Genomic DNA, 18,893 nt, shown 5'->3' with positions numbered 1-18,893 from the left:
GTGTTTAACATCTCACTGGGACTAAAGGAATACAACAATGAAAGATAATACTGCAACACCTTCATCACCTTTTACTATCGCCAAATTTGGTGGCACTAGCGTGGCAAATTTTGCGGCGATGGAAAAGTGTGCAGATATTATCTTAAAACAGAAATCAGTCCGTGTGGTGGTTCTTTCTGCTTCAGCGGGGATCACCAATTTGCTTATCGAACTTGCGACAGGTGTTGAAGCAACACAAAGAGCCGCTTTATTGGCTCAAGTTCGTGATATTGAATACGCCATCATCAATCAACTATCACAAGCAGAAATTATTTCTCAAGAAATAAACCGCTTATTGGACAATATTGAAATGCTGTCAGAAGCGGCAGCCTTGGCAACTTCTGATGCGTTAACCGATGAGTTAGTCAGCCACGGTGAATTGATGTCAACGTTATTGTTTGTTGAACTGTTACGTGAAAAAGGAATAAGTGCAGATTGGTTTGATGTCAGAAAAGTAATGAAAACCAACGATCTGTTTTGTCATGCTGAGCCAGATATGGCGCAATTAACTGAGTTAACACAAAGTTTAATTCAGCCCCGCTTAACAGAAACCGTGATTGTTACCCAAGGTTTTATCGGACAAGAGCCTAAAGGAAAAACCACCACCTTAGGGCGTGGCGGAAGTGATTATACTGCGGCACTGATTGGTGAAGCATTAGGGATGTCACGTGTCGATATTTGGACTGATGTGCCTGGTATTTATAGCACTGATCCAAGAATAGTCCCGCAAGCACATCGTATTGATCATATTGCCTTTGATGAAGCGGCTGAAATGGCAACCTTTGGTGCTAAAATTCTCCATCCCGCAACGTTATTACCTGCAGTGCGTAGTGGTATTCCTGTGTTTGTCGGCTCAAGCAAAGCACCAGAAGAAGGTGGCACATTGGTTTGTGCACAAACTGATAATCCTCCTGTGTTTCGTGCCATTGCACTACGTAGAAACCAGACACTACTTACCCTGCATAGTTTGAAAATGCTTCATGCCCGTGGCTTTTTGGCAGAAATATTTACCATTTTATCACGCCACCATATTTCGGTTGATGTGATAACCACATCAGAAGTCAGTATTGCTTTAACATTGGATACCACAGGTACCACTAGCTCATCAGGCAGTCTGTTAACTAATGCTTTATTAACCGAATTATCCGCATTATGTCGCGTTGAAGTAGAAGAAGATCTGGCATTGGTCGCTATCATTGGTAATTCACTATCGCAAGTCAATGGCTTAGGAAGCCAAATTTTTGGCACTTTAGAGGATTATAATATTAGAATGATAAGTCATGGTGCGAGTACCCATAACTTATGCTTATTAGTGGATGGCAAAGATGCAGATAATATTGTCAGAAAACTACACGACACCTTATTTTAACTTATTACTTAGTAAATATTTATAGAATAAATATAAACAACATAAGATTAAGATATGGAAATAGAATAACAACATTTCAATAACTTTAGAATTTAACATCGGCTTCTTGCAATAAGGAGCCTATTTTCATTTATTTTTACAGCTAAAATGATTTATATTTAAAATTATTATATTTAAAAATGATATAGAGTATTTTTAATTTATTTTCTCATCTTTAAGAGGGAGTTATGTCTATAAAATTAAGCTATGATATTTGTAAAACTGTCCAAAATATGCATGTGAACTTTATAAATAAGAGTGAAAAATTAAAAGAACTACGAAATGAAATAAAATCACTATATAATTTATCACAACCTTTCCACAATTCACGTGTTGATACTCATACTCTTTATCAACCACAAAATAGCATCACAGCCCCAATAGTAAAAATCAATAATAGAATTAATATCAATCACAAAATAATTATAGGAATAGACTCAAAATTAAAACATGAATATAATAATAAATTAGATTTTCTTTCATATCCTAATCAAGAAACTCTCAATTTTTTGTTCTATACTGAAGTTTTCCCCAACAGAATCGAAAGAGAATCAATACCAAAAGAAAAAATCAATATTGATTGTATCAACAATATGATAAACATCCATAAAAAGAGTTTGTTTAAGAGTTTGTTTATCAGTTCAGAGAACAAAGGAAAAATAAGCACATATAAAGAATTTTTAAAAAAATAAATATACTTTTCTAACAATATCCAACCCTATTACAATGTTAACGTAAGCGGACGCCTTTCGATAGAAAGATCCGCTTTTTATTTTTTAATAAACTCGATAACCACCATATTTTTTAGCAAATTGATTAAATTTACCAAAATCAATCAACGCGATTTCTAACGAGCGATATGCAATATGAGACATCTTAGCCACTTGTTCCACAAATACATGGTTATCTTCAAGAAGCTTAGCTGTAAGTGCTGAGGCAATAATCTCACACTCTTTCGGTGTCACAATCCAACCATCATTTGTAGCAAACTTATAAATTGGAATACACCCTTCTTTTTCACTCTCTTTAGCTAACAATGCCTCTTCTTCTTGCATAGCTTGCTTAAATAGTGTGATCTCTTCTTCTAGAGGGGCTGGATGTGTAGGAATATGATGATAAATATAGTCACCAATTTCTTCCATGCGCGCCGGTGTCATTTCAGCCTTAAGCCAAATCTTATCAAACATTTTTTCATCTAATAATGCATCTGTATCCAAATTCCCTGTTAATTGCATCAGATTTAAAAACGCATTAATGATAACTTCATTTAATGGGTAATTTCCTTTGGCTAAAGAAGGAAAAGGAACTTTAGTGCCAACTGTTGGGGTTTGCTGAAGATACAAAGTATAACTCATCATCATGTCCTTTTTTCTGATACAGGCTTACAGCTTATACATCTTTAATGGGAACTGCGAGAGAAAATAACAAGGGGATATGATTATCACCTTGTTATTTATTACATTATTATAATCTTCAGATACCGTTTAATTAAGGCTCATAGCCTAAATTAGGGGCTAACCAACGCTCAACTTCACTCATACTCATACCACGACGTTTGGCGTAATCTTCCACCTGATCTTTTTGAATTTGAGCGACGGCAAAATATTTACTTTCAGGATGACTAAAATACCAACCCGATACCGAAGCCCCCGGCCACATCGCGTAAGCATCAGTAAGCTTCATACCAATGCGATTTTCTACATTTAACAGTTGCCAAATTTTTGCTTTTTCTGTGTGCTCTGGGCAAGCTGGATATCCCGGTGCAGGTCGTGTTCCTTGATATTTTTCTCTAATCAACTCGTCATTAGAGAGCGCTTCGTCAGGACTGTAACCCCAAATTTTGGTTCTCACTTGTTGATGCAAATATTCGGCAAAAGCTTCTGCAAGACGATCGGATAGCGCTTTTACCATAATTTTATTGTAATCATCATGAGCATTATCATACCCATTAGCGAGTGCATCTTCTTCTAGACCGCCGGTAACTGCAAAAGCACCAAAATAGTCAGCAAGACCACTATCCACAGGGGCAATAAAGTCTGCTAAGCAATAGTTAGGGTACTCTTTTTTTTCTGTTTGTTGGCGTAAATGGCAACAACGTAATAACTCATGCTGTCGCGTTTCATCTTGGTAAATAATAATGTCATCACCAAGGCGATTAGCAGGGAATAAACCAACGATACCTTTCGGTGTCAGTAATTTTTCACGGCTGAGTTTATCCAACATGGCATTCGCATCTGCAAAAACGCGTCTCGCCTCTTCTCCGACAACCTCATCTTCTAATATACGTGGATATTTCCCCGCCAATGACCAAGTCATAAAGAAAGGCGTCCAGTCGATATACTCACGTAAAGTTTCAATATTGGCTGTAACTTGTTGTACCCCTAATTGGTTCGGCTTAGGTGGCGTATAGTGTTGCCAGTCAAGCTGCAATGCATTGGCACGAGCTGTCGCTAAGGAAACGGGAGGCGTACGCGGTTTTTTTCTCGCATACTGCTGACGTACCACTTCATATTCACGGCGTGTTTTAGCGACAAAATCAGCCTTTTGTGTGGCCGATAATAATGCAGCGACCACCCCGACCGTTCTTGACGCATTCTGCACATAAACGGTTGGGTGGCTGTAATTAGGTTCAATTTTTACTGCCGTGTGCGCTTTCGATGTTGTCGCACCACCAATCATTAAAGGAAGAGAAAAACCGCGTCTTTCCATCTCCTTAGCAACATTCACCATCTCATCCAGTGATGGAGTGATCAATCCAGACAATCCAATAATATCAACATTTTCGTCAATGGCTGTTTGCAAGATTTTATCGCAAGGTACCATGACCCCCAGATCGATAATTTCATAGTTATTACATTGCAACACCACTCCGACAATATTTTTGCCAATGTCGTGGACATCTCCCTTTACTGTCGCCAGTAACACTTTTCCTGCCGAGCTGCCTGCTTTTTTTGTCGCTTGAATATAAGGTTCAAGGTAAGCTACGGCCTGTTTCATCACCCGTGCCGATTTTACTACTTGGGGTAAAAACATTTTACCTTCACCAAACAGATCGCCCACTGTGTTCATGCCATTCATTAATGGCCCTTCTATCACTTCGATAGGACTCGAAGCTTGTTGGCGGCACGCTTCTGTATCTTCAATGATAAATTCGGTGATCCCTTTCACTAACGCGTACTCTAGGCGCTTTTCGACCTCCCATTGTCGCCATTGCGCAAGCGTAGAGTGCTGTTCCTCACTTTTAGTACCACGATAACGCTCTGCGAGTGCCAGTAAATTATCAGTACTCTCTGCATGGCGATTTAAAATAACATCCTCTACCGCATTACGTAGTTCATCCGCTAATGAGTCATAAATAGCGAGTTGCCCAGCATTGACAATCCCCATATCCATACCATTTTTTACAGCGTAATAGAGAAAAACGGAGTGGATCGCTTCCCGAACGGGATCATTGCCCCGAAAAGAGAATGACACATTAGAAACACCGCCAGAAATTAAAGCATAAGGCAGTTGAGATTTAATATCCGCACAAACTTCTATAAAATCAACCGCATAATTATTATGTTCAGCAATACCCGTTGCTACAGCAAAAATATTGGGATCAAAAATAATATCTTCTGGTGGAAATCCAGCTTTTTCAGTTAATAGATGATACGCACGCCGACAAATTTCTATTTTTCGCTCTCGAGTATCTGCTTGCCCTATTTCATCAAATGCCATCACAACAACTGCAGCACCATACTTACGAACTAATTTTGCATGCTCAATAAAAAGGGCTTCCCCCTCTTTCATCGAAATCGAATTGACTATTCCCTTACCCTGAATACATTTCAATCCTTCCTCAATGACTTGCCATTTTGACGAGTCAATCATAATCGGGACTTTGGCAATATCGGGTTCACCCGCAATAAGATTAAGAAAACGTGTCATTGCTTCTATCGCATCTAACATGCCTTCATCCATATTGATATCGATGATTTGAGCACCGTTTTCAACTTGCTGACGAGCAACATCAAGGGCTTCTTGGTAATTACCTTCTTTTATTAAACGTTTAAATTTAGCCGAACCTGTCACATTCGTTCGTTCCCCCACATTGACGAACAGCGAATTATCATCAATGACCAAAGGCTCAAGACCTGAGAGTCGACAGGCTTTTTTAATGACAGGTAATGTTCTAGGTGCTATGCCATCAACCGCTTGAGCAATAGCCTGAATATGGGCAGGGGTTGTGCCACAACAACCACCGACAATATTAAGAAACCCAGCTTGCGCCCACTCCTTGATTTGTTCCGCCATCTCATTGGCATCTAAATCATATCCGCCAAAGGCATTAGGTAAGCCAGCATTAGGGTGAGCACTGACATAAGTTTCTGATATTTGGGAGAGAGTTTGAATATATTGGCGTAATTCTTTTGGCCCTAGCGCACAATTTAAACCAAATGATAACGCGTCGGCATGACGTAGTGAGTGATAAAAGGCTTCTGTGGTTTGCCCTGTTAATGTTCTACCTGACGCATCAGTGATAGTCCCTGAGATCATCACCGGTAATTCAATATTAAGATTATCAAACTCACATTTAATCGCAAAAATAGCCGCTTTAGCATTTAGGGTGTCAAAAATGGTTTCCACCATAATTAAATCCACCCCTCCTTTAATGAGTCCGCAGATCGCCTCTCGATAAGCCATCACCAATGCATCAAATGAGATATTACGAAACGCGGGATCGTTAACATCAGGAGAAATGGATGCTGTTCTATTGGTCGGCCCTAATACCCCTGCAACATAACGTGGTTTATCTGGCGTTAATGCACTCCATTTATCAGCACAGGCTCTGGCAAGTTTAGCAGCCTCTTCATTCAATTCTGCACATAACCCTTCCATCTGATAATCAGCCATGGCAATAGAGGTTGCATTAAAGGTGTTTGTTTCTACGATATCTGCACCGGCTTCAAAATAAGCATTATGAATTTCAGTAATGATCTGCGGCTGCGTCAAGACTAAAAGGTCATTATTCCCTTTAACATCACATTGCCAATGGGCAAAACGTTCACCTCGGTAATCTTCTTCTGCCAGCTGATATTGCTGGATCATGGTTCCCATTGCGCCATCAAGGACTAAGATCCGTTTGGCTAATGCTTGCGTAAGCTGCTGAGTTATCATGGTCACATTGCTTCCTCTACCAAAGAATATTGTGTTGTTGTTATTTTCGTTATATAGCAAGTTCGTTGTTTTTTTATCCTATCATATCTCTTTGCAAAGATTCCTAAGAGGAATATGAGAGATTTTCACCTAACCATAACCCGATAACATCAATATTTGTTTTCATATGCTTTGTTTTGAAAAATATACAGATCAGAGGAGTTTTATTACGTTATATAGGTCATAATAGAGGATAATATGGACAGTATTTCTGGAGTGTAAGTATGACCGTCTCCCCTACCAATAAAAAAGCTCGTAAGCCAAAAACACCCGCAACTCAAAGTACTGCACAAGGTGGCCCCGTTCAGTCATTAAGCCGTGGCTTAACATTATTGGAATATATTTCCGAATCTCCAGGCGGTATTGCTTTAACTGATTTAGCTTTTCAAGCAGGACTACCCAATTCCACTACTCACCGCTTACTTACTACTTTGCAACAACATGGTTTTGTACGCCAAGTGGGTGATTTAGGTTTATGGGTAGTGGGCACCCATGCCTTTATTGTCGGTAGTAGCTTTCTGCAAACCCGTAACCTACTGGTTATGGTGCACCCTATATTGCGTCAATTAATGGAAGATTCAGGTGAAACCGTTAATTTGGCTATTCTTGATCAAGTTGAATTTGATGCGGTGATTGTCGACCAAGTACAATGTAATGCATTAATGAGAATGTCTGCCCCAATTGGCGGCAAGTTGCCAATGCATGCATCTGGTGCAGGTAAAGCATTTCTATCCACTTTACCGGAAAATAAGTTACTCCCCCTTTTACAGAAAAAAGGTCTGATGGCCTATACCCCTTATACCAAAACCTTACCTTCCGCATTAAAAGAGAATTTAGAACAAGCTCGTAAACAAGGCTTCTCTTTTGATGATGAAGAGCATGCATTAGGTTTGCGTTGTATTGGCGCTTGTATCTATGATGAACACCACCAGCCTTTTGCCGCTATTTCACTCTCTGGCCCCGTATCTAGAATGACAGATTCACGCATTACGGAATTAGGTGCACTGGTGATAAAAGCGGCTAAGCAGATCAGCCGTGAATATGGTGGTGTAAAAAGTTAACCCAGCTAGGCCTTTCTATTTATTTATGTACAAATTAGGAAGGCTTCTCCTTAAATAAAACGATTCAGCTTATGCAAAAATCGTTTTTTTTCATTTTTAGCCGTTAAATATTAAAAAACTGTTACTTATCATCTTAAAAAATTGATATCGATCACAGATGTTGTTTAAGCTTGGTTTAAGAGTATTGCAACTGAGCTTGTTACCCGTAACAATGTTACCGGTAACAAGCTATTGCTAAGCGCTTATATTTTTTCTTATAGCAATAAGTAATGCCGTCACCCTGTGTGAATAAAGGAAGCACTATTATGAACCCGAAAAATCATGACCAGTTTCAGAACAACTTCGCCGCATTAAACGAAACCGTACAACAAGTGACTGAACGTATTGTTGCTCGCTCACAAATAACTCGTCGCGCTTATCTGAAAAAAATTGAAGCTGCTAAAAGCCAAACCGTACACCGTGCCCAGTTAGCTTGCGGTAATTTGGCTCATGGTTTTGCCGCCTGTCAAAGTGAAGATAAAAATTTACTTAAGAATATGGTTCATAATGATATCGCCATCATTACTGCGTATAACGATATGTTATCCGCTCATAAACCTTATGAAGATTATCCACAAAAAATTAAAGCGGCATTGCATACTGTTGGCGCTGTAGGTCAAGTCGCTGGTGGTGTGCCTGCGATGTGTGATGGTGTGACACAAGGGCAAGATGGAATGGAGCTATCACTGCTAAGTCGCGATGTTATTGCCATGTCTGCAGCTGTAGGGTTATCTCATAATATGTTTGATGGCGCCCTTTATTTAGGGATCTGCGATAAAATCGTTCCAGGGCTTACTATGGCAGCACTGTCATTCGGTCATCTGCCTGCAATTTTTGTCCCTGCAGGTCCAATGACCAGTGGTTTGCCCAATAAAGAAAAGGTGCGTATTCGACAACTGTATGCAGAAGGCAAGGTCGATCGTAATGCTTTATTAGAAGCTGAAGCAGCCTCTTACCATAGTATGGGAACTTGTACGTTTTATGGTACAGCAAACTCAAATCAAATGGTGATGGAAGCAATGGGCTTACATTTACCTGGCTCCTCTTTTGTTCATCCAGATACTCCATTACGTGAAGCATTAACAGAAGCGGCAGCAAAACAAATTGTACGCTTAACAGAAAACTCGGGGAATTATTTACCTATTGGTCAATTAGTTGACGAAAAGGTGATTGTTAACGGTATTATTGTGCTGTTAGCCACAGGTGGCTCAACAAATCTCACCATGCATTTAGTGGCAATGGCACGGGCGGCGGGCATTATGATTAATTGGGATGATTTTTCTCAATTATCACAAGTTGTGCCATTAATTGCTCGTATTTATCCTAATGGTCCGGCAGATATTAATCAATTCCAAGCGGCAGGTGGTCTTGCTCTTATTATTCGTGAATTACTGAAAAAAGGCTTAATTCATCGCGATGTCAATACGGTGGCAGGATTTGGTATTGAACGCTATACCTTAGAGCCGTGGCTAAATGAAGGTAAACTTGATTGGCGTGAAGGTGCAATACAATCTTTAGATAAAGATGTAATTGCCGATATCAATACGCCATTCTCTTCACACGGCGGAACACAGGTGATGGAAGGTAATTTAGGTCGAGCAGTGATGAAAACGTCGGCGGTGCCTGATGAGAATAAAATTATTGAAGCACCAGCTGTTGTGTTTAATAGCCAACATGATATTGCCGCTAAATTTAGCGCCGGTGAATTGAATAAAGATTGTGTAGTCGTTGTGCGTTATCAAGGTCCCCAAGCCAATGGGATGCCAGAATTACATAAACTCATGCCTCCTTTAGGGGTATTGATGGATAAAGGCTATAAAGTGGCATTAGTCACAGATGGTCGTCTTTCTGGTGCATCAGGTAAAGTTCCTGCCGCTATTCATGTAACACCAGAGGCGGTAAACGATGGACTATTAGCAAAAGTACAAGATGGTGACATTATTCGTGTTAATGGCAAAACAGGTGAATTAACACTCTTAGTTGATGAACAAACCTTAGAAGCTCGCCAAACCGAAATACCTGATCTCAGCGCAAACAATAGCGGTTGCGGTCGTGAGTTGTTCGTTAATTTACGTCGCCATTTATCAGGTGCTGAACAAGGTGCTTGCTGTATTGATTTTTAATACATAAAGTTTTCATTGCCTAATGAGGAGCAAGCCTATTTATTTGCTCTTCATTATTTCTGATTAGGAAAGATAAAGATGAATCATTGGAATACAAGTGCAGAGTCTGTACTAAAATCAGGGCCCGTTGTTCCTGTTATTGTTATTAATCATATTGAAGAAGCTGTACCTGTCGCAAAAGCGTTAGTCGCCGGTGGCGTAAAAGTTTTAGAAGTGACACTACGTACAGACTGCGCTATTGAAGCTATTCGTCGCATTGCTAAAGAAGTACCAGAAGCCATTGTTGGTGCAGGGACAGTGATCAACCCTCAACAATTAGCCCAAGTCACAGAAGCGGGTGCACAATTTGCCATTAGCCCAGGCTTAACCGATGCGCTATTAAAAGCTGCGGTAGCAGGCTCTATTCCTCTTATCCCTGGTATCTCGACTGTTTCTGAATTAATGCTCGGTATGAGTTACGGTTTAAATGAATTTAAGTTTTTCCCAGCAGAAGCTAATGGTGGCGTTAAAGCATTAAAAGCAATTGCAGGACCATTCTCACAAGTACGTTTCTGCCCAACCGGCGGTATTTCGCCTGAAAACTACCGTAACTACCTTGCACTGGAAAGTGTACTTTGTATCGGTGGCTCTTGGTTAGTTCCAAGTGATGCCGTGAAAGCAGGGGATTATCAACGTATTACTGAGCTAGCAAAAGAAGCTGTTGCTGGCGCTCAACATTAATTTAATGCTTTAATTATTACCCAATAAAGATAGATATATCATTCGATTATCTATCTTTATTACTCTGTTTTATTAACCGATATCGTTATCAATAAAACGTTTACTTTGTGGATAGGCGTAAACATCTTCAATATACCCTTGTTTAATTCTTTGCTGCTGTTGTTGCCAGTATTCAGGTGAAAGAAGATCACGATGTTGAGCTTCAAAATAATGACATACTTGCTTATCACAACATAAAAAGTAACGAAACTCTTCAGGAAAAACATCATTTTCAGCAACGCTATACCAAGGCTCACTGGCCAGTTCATCTTCAAGATAGCGAGCGGGAGGAATGGCACGGAAATTCATATCTGTCATATAACTTATTTCATCATAATCATAAAAAATAACGCGATGATGACGTGTCACGCCAAAATTCTTAAATAACATATCACCAGGAAAAATATTTGCGGCAATCAACTCTTTAAGTGCTTGGCCATAATCTTCAACCACGGCTTTTAACTGTTTATCGTCACACTGTTCCATATAGATATTAAGTGGCGTCATACGGCGTTCCATATACAGATGGCTGATCAGTAACTTATCACCTAGATCTTCTAATTTATTGGGGATCTCCTGTTCTAAGATCGCCATTAAGTCGTTACTGATCCGCTTTTTATCAATAACAAAGTTCTCAAACTCTTGCGTATCCGCCATTCGCCCAACACGATCATGTTCTTTCACCAAGCGATAGCACTCTTTGACACGCTCTGCGGTCATTGTTTTTTGTGGCGCAAACCTATCTTTGATCACTTTAAACACTCTATCGTAAGTAGGCAGTGTGAAAACGAGCATCACCATTCCTTTTACCCCCGGAGCTTCAATAAACTGTTCCGATGAAAAATTCATAAAAGCAAGGTATTCACGGTAATATTCAGTTTTGCCATGTTTCTGACAACCAATCGACATATAGAGCTCAGCAATAGACTTTTCAGGGAGAATATCCCGTAACCATGTTACTAATGCCGCGGGAAATGGCGCATAAACCATAAAATAAGAACGAGCAAAGCCAAATACAATACTGGCTTCATCTGTTGTCGTTAAACAGGTATCAATAACTAAGTGCTGTTCAATATTATGAATAGGTAATAACAGGGGAATGAATTGATTATTTATCGCTATCTTACCAATCATCCATGCCGCTTTATTACGGTAAAATAGCTCATTAGCAATGTGAAATACCGCATTTTGTAATTCCTCATGGCTAAATTGCGCATAGAGCGTTTGGCAAATAAATTGAATATCTCGCGATTTATTTTGCCACGGTAAACGCAAAGGTAGGCGCGATAAAATATCTTGCAATAATGCGGGTAAATCACTTTGTATAACAAACGTTCTTGATAAAGGGCGAGGGGCTTGCGCAAAACGATACGCAGGTTGTGATGAAAAAACGAATAAGTTTTTTTTATTAAGCTCTCGATGATGAAATAGACGACAATAGACTGAATTAAAAAAACTTTCAGCAATTTCAAAACGGGGATAGTTAGGTAATAATTGTGTGTATCGCTCTTTGACTTTTTGTAAGAAAACACTTTCTTTATCAATATCATGTCGGATACATCTAAGTTGTTCCACAACTAATCCAACATGATTATCGTATAAGCGGATGCGCTCTTTCATCGCCAATTGAATACCATGCCAATCTGCTTGCTCAAAACGATATTGAGCACCTGACGTTATCTCAAGAAAACGCCCATATTGTGCATCAAAGCCTTGTAAGATCGTTTGAGCGACTAAGTCTTCAGCTGTCATCAACTGACCTCATGAAAAAGAGGAGCATCCTGCTCCTGAATTATCACCACAAAAGTGCATCACAGTAAGGACTAGAATTGTTGCTCTTCAGTAGAGCCAGTTAATGCCGTAACAGATGACATACCACCTTGAATAATCGTCGTCACTTTATCAAAATAGCCGGTGCCCACTTCTTGTTGATGAGATGAGAAGGTGTAGCCTTTCGATAGTGCAGCAAATTCTTTTTCTTGTACCTTTTCAACATAGTGTTTCATACCTTCACCTTTAGCGTAATCATGCGCTAAATCGAACATATTGAACCACATACTATGAATACCCGCTAAAGTGATAAACTGGAATTTATACCCCATCGCAGAAAGCTCATCTTGGAAATGGGCGATCGTGCTATCGTCAAGATTCTTTTTCCAGTTAAAAGATGGAGAGCAGTTATACGCTAACATTTTACCGGGATATTTATCATGGATCGCTTCGGCAAATTTAGCCGCCATTTTCAGATCTGGCGTGGAAGTCTCACACCAAACCAAATCGGCATAAGGGGCATAAGCAAGCCCTCGACTAATGGCCTGATCAATTCCTGCATGAGTACAGAAAAAACCTTCAGCGGTACGCTCACCAGTTAAAAATGAACTATCGTAAGGATCGCAATCTGAAGTTAAGAGATCGGCCGCATCCGCATCAGTTCTAGCAACTAATAAGGTAGGAACATCCGAAACATCTGCCGCTAAACGTGCTGCCACCAGCTTTTGCACAGCCTCTTGCGTAGGTACTAAGACTTTTCCGCCCATATGACCGCATTTTTTCACTGCGGCTAACTGATCTTCAAAGTGAACGCCTGCTGCACCCGCCTCAATCATTGCTTTCATTAATTCAAATGCGTTAAGTACACCACCAAAACCCGCTTCTGCATCAGCAACAATAGGAAGGAAAAAATCAATATAATCTTTATGCTGAGGGCCGATACCATTTGACCACTGAATTTGATCAGCTCGTCTAAACGTATTATTAATACGCTGAACAACATTGGGTACAGAGTCCACCGGGTATAAAGATTGATCAGGGTACATACTGGCAGCAGTATTCGCATCAGCCGCCACTTGCCAACCAGATAGATAAATGGCTTCTAATCCCGCTTTAGCTTGCTGTAATGCTTGCCCTCCTGTTAAAGCACCTAATGCATTGACATATCCCTTCTTCGACTTACCATTTAATGATGACCAAAGCCGTTGCGCACCACGTCTTGCTAAGGTATGTTCAGGGTTAACGGAACCTCGTAATTTAATGACATCTTCTGCGCTATAAGGACGTTTGATCCCTTTCCAGCGAGGTTGTTCCCACTCTTTTTCTAATTGGGCAATCTGCTCTGATCTACTCATAGACATAAAATAACTCCTATAAATCTGGTAGTGATGATGTTTTATATTTGCAGTTTATAAATACGTTATGACGTATCTTTTTTAATTTAAAAGTTGATAACCCGGTAAAGTCAGAAAATCGACTAATTCATCTTGGGTAGTAATGTCATCCATTAAGGTCGCTGCTTCTTTAAAACGACCTTGCTCAAAGCGGGTATCACCCACTTCTTGGCGAATTACCTCCAGCTCTTCTTTCAACATGTTGCGAAAAAGCGCTTTTGTTACAATCTGTCCATCCGATAATGGTTTTTGATGACGGATCCATTGCCAAATAGAGGTTCGAGATATCTCTGCCGTGGCGGCATCTTCCATTAGCCCATAAATAGGCACACAACCATTACCTGAGATCCACGCTTCAATATATTGCACAGCAACACGGATATTCGCTCTCATTCCTGTTGCTGTTCTTTCACCTTCACAAGGGGCCAATAACATTTCTGCGGTGATCTTTTCATGACGTTGTACATCAAGTTGGTTTGCTCGCTCTCCTAATACCGCATCAAACGCAGATAACACCGTTTCGGCTAATCCAGGGTGAGCTATCCAAGTACCATCATGGCCATTAGTTGCTTCAAGCTCTTTATCCTCAAATACCTTTTGTAAAATGACACCATTTTGCTCCGCAGAGCGACTGGGGATAAAAGCGGACATTCCTCCCATCGCAAATGCACCACGTTTATGACAAGTTTGAATAAGTAGTCGGGAATAAGCACTTAAGAAAGGTTGAGTCATAGTAATACCCTGTCTATCCGGTAACACACGATCAGGGTAATTCTTCAACGTTTTGATATAGCTAAAGATATAATCCCAACGTCCACAATTAAGGCCCACAATATGCTCTTTCATATGGAATAAGATCTCTTCCATTTGAAATACCGCCGGTAAAGTTTCAATTAATACTGTGGCTTTAATAGTTCCGCTGGCTAAACCGAAGCGTTTTTCAGTGAAATGAAAAACATCACTCCACCATTTTGCCTCTTGCCAAGTTTGTAATTTAGGAATGTAAAAATAAGGCCCACTGCCCTTTGCCTGTAATGTTTTATAGTTATGGTAAAAATATAAGGCAAAATCAAACAAGCACCCAGGAATAGGTTTTCCCTGCCATAGCACATGCTTCTCTGGCAAATGTAATCCCCTGACTCGAGCAATTAACGCCGCAGGCGATGCTTTTAGTTGATAGCACTTGCCTTGCTCATTGGTATAGGAAATTGTTCCTTTGACAGCATCACGTAAATTAATTTGGCCATCAATAACCTTATCCCATGTCGGGGCAAGTGAATCCTCAAAATCTGCCATAAATACTTTTACATTAGCATTTAATGCATTGATCACCATTTTACGATCTACGGGGCCTGTAATTTCGACCCGACGATCTTGCAAGTCTTTAGGAATTGGATTCACTTTCCATTCTGAGTTTATAATGGAATCTGATTCTGAAATAAAATCAGGAAGCATTCCATTATCCACTTTTTGTTTCCAAATTTCTCTTTCTGCTAATAAGGCGTCACGGCGTTCTGAAAACTGACTGACCAAATCAGTCAAAAATGACTCAACATCATGATTTAATATCTCTTTTTCAGCTATTCCAAAAGGTTTTGTGAAGCTTAATGCTTCTGTAGTTAATGATTGTGACATTCTGCATTCCCCTAAAATCTTTTACACACCTGATTAAGATTAATGCAGTTTTTACAAAAATCAAAAATGAATTCCATTTTTATTTAAACATTTTTTAACAATGTGATTACACCAATGTTTTTTGGCTGAATAAAAATGGCTATTTCAAAAATAACTCGAGTGATCTTGGTTTGTTGAATGATTAAACAAACTAAGATCATGCGAAGATCACATAAAGCTCGGCTTATAACATTTACTTATATGAATATTCTTCATATACAGCATCTACACCTCGACTTTTAGATCTGAATTGGCTAAATTCAGGCTTCTAGATGTCTAGATGTTTTTTTAGAGGTTATTGAGATGCCAATCAGAGTACCAGACGAACTACCCGCAGTGAGTTGTTTACGCAATGAGAATGTCTTTGTCATGACATCAAGTAGAGCGAGTATTCAAGATATTCGTCCTTTAAAAGTACTGTTACTCAATCTGATGCCCAAAAAAATAGAAACAGAAAATCAATTTCTACGGTTGCTCTCTAATAGTCCATTACAAATTGATATCCAATTATTGCGTATTGATTCTCGTGTTCCCAAAAATACACCTGTTGAGCATCTTGATACTTTTTATTGTGATTTTGCCCAAATTAAAGAACAGAATTTTGATGGCTTGATTGTAACGGGAGCACCATTAGGTTTAGTTGAATTTGAAGATGTGGCTTATTGGGAGGAAATAAAAGAAATCATTACATGGGCAAAAGAGCATGTTACTTCAACACTTTTTATTTGTTGGGCCGCTCAAGCGGGCCTAAATATTTTATATGACTTACCTAAATATACCTTAAAACAAAAAATTTCTGGGGTATATCGTCATACAACATGTGATCCTTTCGCGTTACTGACTCGTGGGTTTGATGAAACATTCTTTGCCCCTCATTCACGTTATGCTGGTTTTCCTGTTGAGTTTATTCAACAAAATACAGATTTAGAAATATTAGCAACATCAGAGCAAGCTGGGGCTTACCTATTCGCATCTAAAGATAAACGAGTTGTCTTTGCCACAGGTCACCCAGAATACGATCCCAATACATTAGCTGACGAATATCATCGTGATGTTAAAGCTGGATTAGCACCACAACTACCTGAAAATTATTTTCCCGATAATAATCCTAATAAAAAACCTCTTGTATCTTGGCGTAGTCATGGCCATTTACTCTTTGCAAATTGGCTAAATTATTATGTTTATCAAATTACACCATTTGATCTGGCACAGATGAACCCAACTTTAGATTAAAATAAAACCCCAAATTCAATTTATTTGGGGTTTGATATTTAAAAAAATACTTGAGATTATTTATAGCGATGCGCTAATGCATTCGCTGCAATCATTGCGTTGTAGACATCTTCTTCAGTCACTTTCATCGGCATATTGCCCATGGTATCACCTTCTGCACAAGCAATTTTCGCTACATTACGCCATTCACTTTCAATAAACTCTTTCATTCCCATATCTTCAAGCGTTAATGGCAATTCAGCCGCTTTGATAATACGAATAACTTCATCAATTTCTTCTTGTGGCGCATTTTCTAACACTAATTGTGTTAATAATCCAAATACCACTTTTTCACCATGTTGCACATGATGTAAGGAAGCAACTGCAGACATACCATTATTGACCGCATGAGCGGCTGCTAAACCACCTGCTTCAGCCCCCACACCACTTAAATAAATAGTCGCTTCAATAGTTTGCTCTAAAGCTTGTGTGGTAATTTTATGGCGCACAGCATCCATTGCTTTATCAATATTTTCACTCAATATTTCAAAACACAATTGTGCTAAACCTAAACCTGTACGTGATGGACGTTGATTAACTAAATTAAGTCCATCAGCTTGATAGCAAGCACGTGCTTCAAAATAAGTGGCTAAAGCATCACCGACACCTGCAGAGAAGAAGCGTTGTGGTGCAGAAGCAATAATCGCGGTATCCGCAATCACCATATCAGGGTTTTGAGGTAAGAATAAGTATTTATCAAATTCACCATTTTCTTTATAAAGAACAGAAAGGGCCGTACAAGGCGCATCTGTAGAAGCAATCGTTGGGAATAAAATAACAGGGAGGTGATGATAATAAGCAACCGCTTTAGATACGTCTAATGTTTTACCACCACCGATACCGATAATAACATTCGCTTTATTTTCAACAACAATCTTACCCAAGCGATCCACTTCAGCTTCTGTACATTCGTAATTAAATTTTTCAACGAAACCAGATAGCCCATTTTCTTTAATTGACGACAAAGCTTCTTTATTTACTTTTTCTAGGAAAAATTCATCGCTGATAATAAAAGCATTATCTCCGAAATCTTTCATATAATTACCAACAGAAGCAAGTAATTGACTACCAATAAAGAATTTTTTAGGGGATGTTACAGAGCGAGGTAATATAGAAGACATAACTAAATTCCTTTATTTAGATTTTGCTACAGTAAGTAGCAGAATTAACATTTATCTTACCCCTCATCAGAATTCGAATCTAGTAAACTCTGTAATAGATATTATCAATATATTCTATTTAGTTTAAAGAAAACAACATGTTAATAAAATAATAAATTTTATAGAATGGCAAGATAGCTTATCGTAAAGAAGATAATTTCCCTTAAAACTTCAATTAAACCTAGAAAACTAAACAACTATATTATGATGTTATCAGTAGCGTTACCCACTAATACCATTAAAGGAACAACACAATTAACCATTATTTGATATACATGCATGGTATATTCGCGTTATAACTCTCTTTTATTTTTACCAAGGTGATTTTTGTGAAAGACGCCGTGATCCTCGTTGATAAAAATGACAATGAGCTAGGAACCATGCCCAAGCTGGAGGCACATATTACTGGTGCCTTACATAGAGCCTTTTCATTATTTATTTTCAATTCTAAGCAACAAATGTTGATCCAGCAACGAGCACTGACTAAATATCACTCTGGTGGCCTATGGGCGAATACTTGTTGTAGCCATCCTTTACCCAATGAACCTCTATCACAAGCAATACATCGGCGTTTAAATGAAGAATTAGGTATGCAGTGTGATATGCAACCTATTGGTACGATTTTATATAATGAGAAAGTCACGGATGATCTTATTGAGCATGAGTTTGATCATCTTTTTTTAGGCTTTAGTGATAAAATACCGCAGTGTCATCCCGATGAAGTTATGGATCATCGTTGGATTTCATTAAACGAGCTTTATCATGATGTAGAAAAACATCCTGAAAACTATAGTGCATGGTTCTGCCATATATTAATGGCTCTTGGTATAGAGCAGTTTACTAGATGGAGTAAAAATATTACTTAGTTGCTCTCTTATTGAAATTGATACTTAACTATAAAAAAGTGTTAGCATCACTCAAGGTAAAATACGATCTTCTAAACGCAAAAAAGCCAACCCAATGGGTTGGCTTTCTCGTCTTATTTAATGCTTGGC

General features: G+C 39.0%; 13 protein-coding genes. 7 read left to right on the top strand and 6 right to left on the bottom strand.

The window, feature by feature from the left end:
* Positions 1-37: 37 nt before the first annotated feature.
* The gene (gene lysC, locus HMPREF3129_RS05870) at positions 38-1,408 is read left to right on the top strand and encodes a lysine-sensitive aspartokinase 3 (protein WP_036919187.1); all 1,371 of its coding nucleotides are present in this window, start codon (positions 38-40) and stop codon (positions 1,406-1,408) included.
* 227 nt (positions 1,409-1,635) lie between these two features.
* Positions 1,636-2,139, top strand: coding sequence for a hypothetical protein (locus HMPREF3129_RS05865; protein ID WP_004249154.1), 504 nt, complete (start codon positions 1,636-1,638; stop codon positions 2,137-2,139).
* Positions 2,140-2,223: 84 nt separating this feature from the next.
* On the opposite strand, the gene HMPREF3129_RS05860 is transcribed toward HMPREF3129_RS05865, so the two are convergent.
* Both HMPREF3129_RS05860 and metH read right to left on the bottom strand, forming a co-directional pair.
* The gene (locus HMPREF3129_RS05860) at positions 2,224-2,802 is read right to left on the bottom strand and encodes a hypothetical protein (RefSeq protein ID WP_004249153.1); all 579 of its coding nucleotides are present in this window, start codon (positions 2,800-2,802) and stop codon (positions 2,224-2,226) included.
* A gap of 133 nt (positions 2,803-2,935) precedes the next feature.
* Positions 2,936-6,607, bottom strand: coding sequence for a methionine synthase (gene metH, locus HMPREF3129_RS05855; RefSeq protein WP_036919191.1), 3,672 nt, complete (start codon positions 6,605-6,607; stop codon positions 2,936-2,938).
* A 263-nt stretch (positions 6,608-6,870) separates the two neighbouring features.
* Between metH and iclR the strand changes: the two genes are divergently transcribed.
* The 3 genes from iclR (at position 6,871) to HMPREF3129_RS05840 (ending at position 10,589) form a co-directional block, all read left to right on the top strand.
* Positions 6,871-7,707 (top strand): glyoxylate bypass operon transcriptional repressor IclR, encoded by an 837-nt coding sequence (iclR, locus tag HMPREF3129_RS05850; protein ID WP_004245921.1) that lies wholly within the window; start codon positions 6,871-6,873, stop codon positions 7,705-7,707.
* Between the two features lie 305 nt (positions 7,708-8,012).
* The gene (gene edd / locus HMPREF3129_RS05845) at positions 8,013-9,869 is read left to right on the top strand and encodes a phosphogluconate dehydratase (RefSeq protein WP_052124572.1); all 1,857 of its coding nucleotides are present in this window, start codon (positions 8,013-8,015) and stop codon (positions 9,867-9,869) included.
* A gap of 78 nt (positions 9,870-9,947) precedes the next feature.
* Positions 9,948-10,589 carry a bifunctional 4-hydroxy-2-oxoglutarate aldolase/2-dehydro-3-deoxy-phosphogluconate aldolase gene (locus HMPREF3129_RS05840; protein WP_004245923.1) on the top strand — a complete coding sequence of 214 codons (642 nt, stop codon included), beginning with the start codon at positions 9,948-9,950 and terminating at the stop codon, positions 10,587-10,589.
* 72 nt (positions 10,590-10,661) lie between these two features.
* Here the strand turns inward: HMPREF3129_RS05840 and aceK are convergent, their stop codons facing one another.
* From aceK to aceB, 3 genes are all read right to left on the bottom strand, one after another.
* Positions 10,662-12,380, bottom strand: coding sequence for a bifunctional isocitrate dehydrogenase kinase/phosphatase (gene aceK, locus HMPREF3129_RS05835; RefSeq protein ID WP_036919194.1), 1,719 nt, complete (start codon positions 12,378-12,380; stop codon positions 10,662-10,664).
* Positions 12,381-12,451: 71 nt separating this feature from the next.
* Positions 12,452-13,759, bottom strand: coding sequence for an isocitrate lyase (aceA, locus tag HMPREF3129_RS05830; protein WP_004245925.1), 1,308 nt, complete (start codon positions 13,757-13,759; stop codon positions 12,452-12,454).
* A gap of 75 nt (positions 13,760-13,834) precedes the next feature.
* The gene (gene aceB / locus HMPREF3129_RS05825; protein WP_036919197.1) at positions 13,835-15,427 is read right to left on the bottom strand and encodes a malate synthase A; all 1,593 of its coding nucleotides are present in this window, start codon (positions 15,425-15,427) and stop codon (positions 13,835-13,837) included.
* Positions 15,428-15,769: 342 nt separating this feature from the next.
* Between aceB and metA the strand changes: the two genes are divergently transcribed.
* Positions 15,770-16,699: a homoserine O-acetyltransferase MetA gene (metA, locus tag HMPREF3129_RS05820; RefSeq protein WP_004245927.1), complete on the top strand. Its 930-nt coding sequence runs from the start codon at positions 15,770-15,772 to the stop codon at positions 16,697-16,699.
* 56 nt (positions 16,700-16,755) lie between these two features.
* Here metA and HMPREF3129_RS05815 read toward each other — a convergent pair whose 3' ends face one another.
* Positions 16,756-17,859, bottom strand: a complete 1,104-nt coding sequence (locus tag HMPREF3129_RS05815; RefSeq protein ID WP_004245929.1) for a glycerol dehydrogenase — start codon at positions 17,857-17,859, stop codon at positions 16,756-16,758.
* Positions 17,860-18,218: 359 nt separating this feature from the next.
* Between HMPREF3129_RS05815 and idi the strand changes: the two genes are divergently transcribed.
* Positions 18,219-18,764, top strand: a complete 546-nt coding sequence (gene idi, locus HMPREF3129_RS05810) for an isopentenyl-diphosphate Delta-isomerase (protein WP_036919200.1) — start codon at positions 18,219-18,221, stop codon at positions 18,762-18,764.
* Positions 18,765-18,893 lie beyond the last annotated feature (129 nt).

Origin of the sequence: Proteus sp. HMSC14B05, assembly GCF_001808035.1 — a bacterium.
GTDB lineage: Bacteria > Pseudomonadota > Gammaproteobacteria > Enterobacterales > Enterobacteriaceae > Proteus > Proteus mirabilis.
The sequence above is the reverse complement of the archived record's forward strand: the minus strand, read 5'-3'. Positions and strand labels throughout refer to the sequence as shown.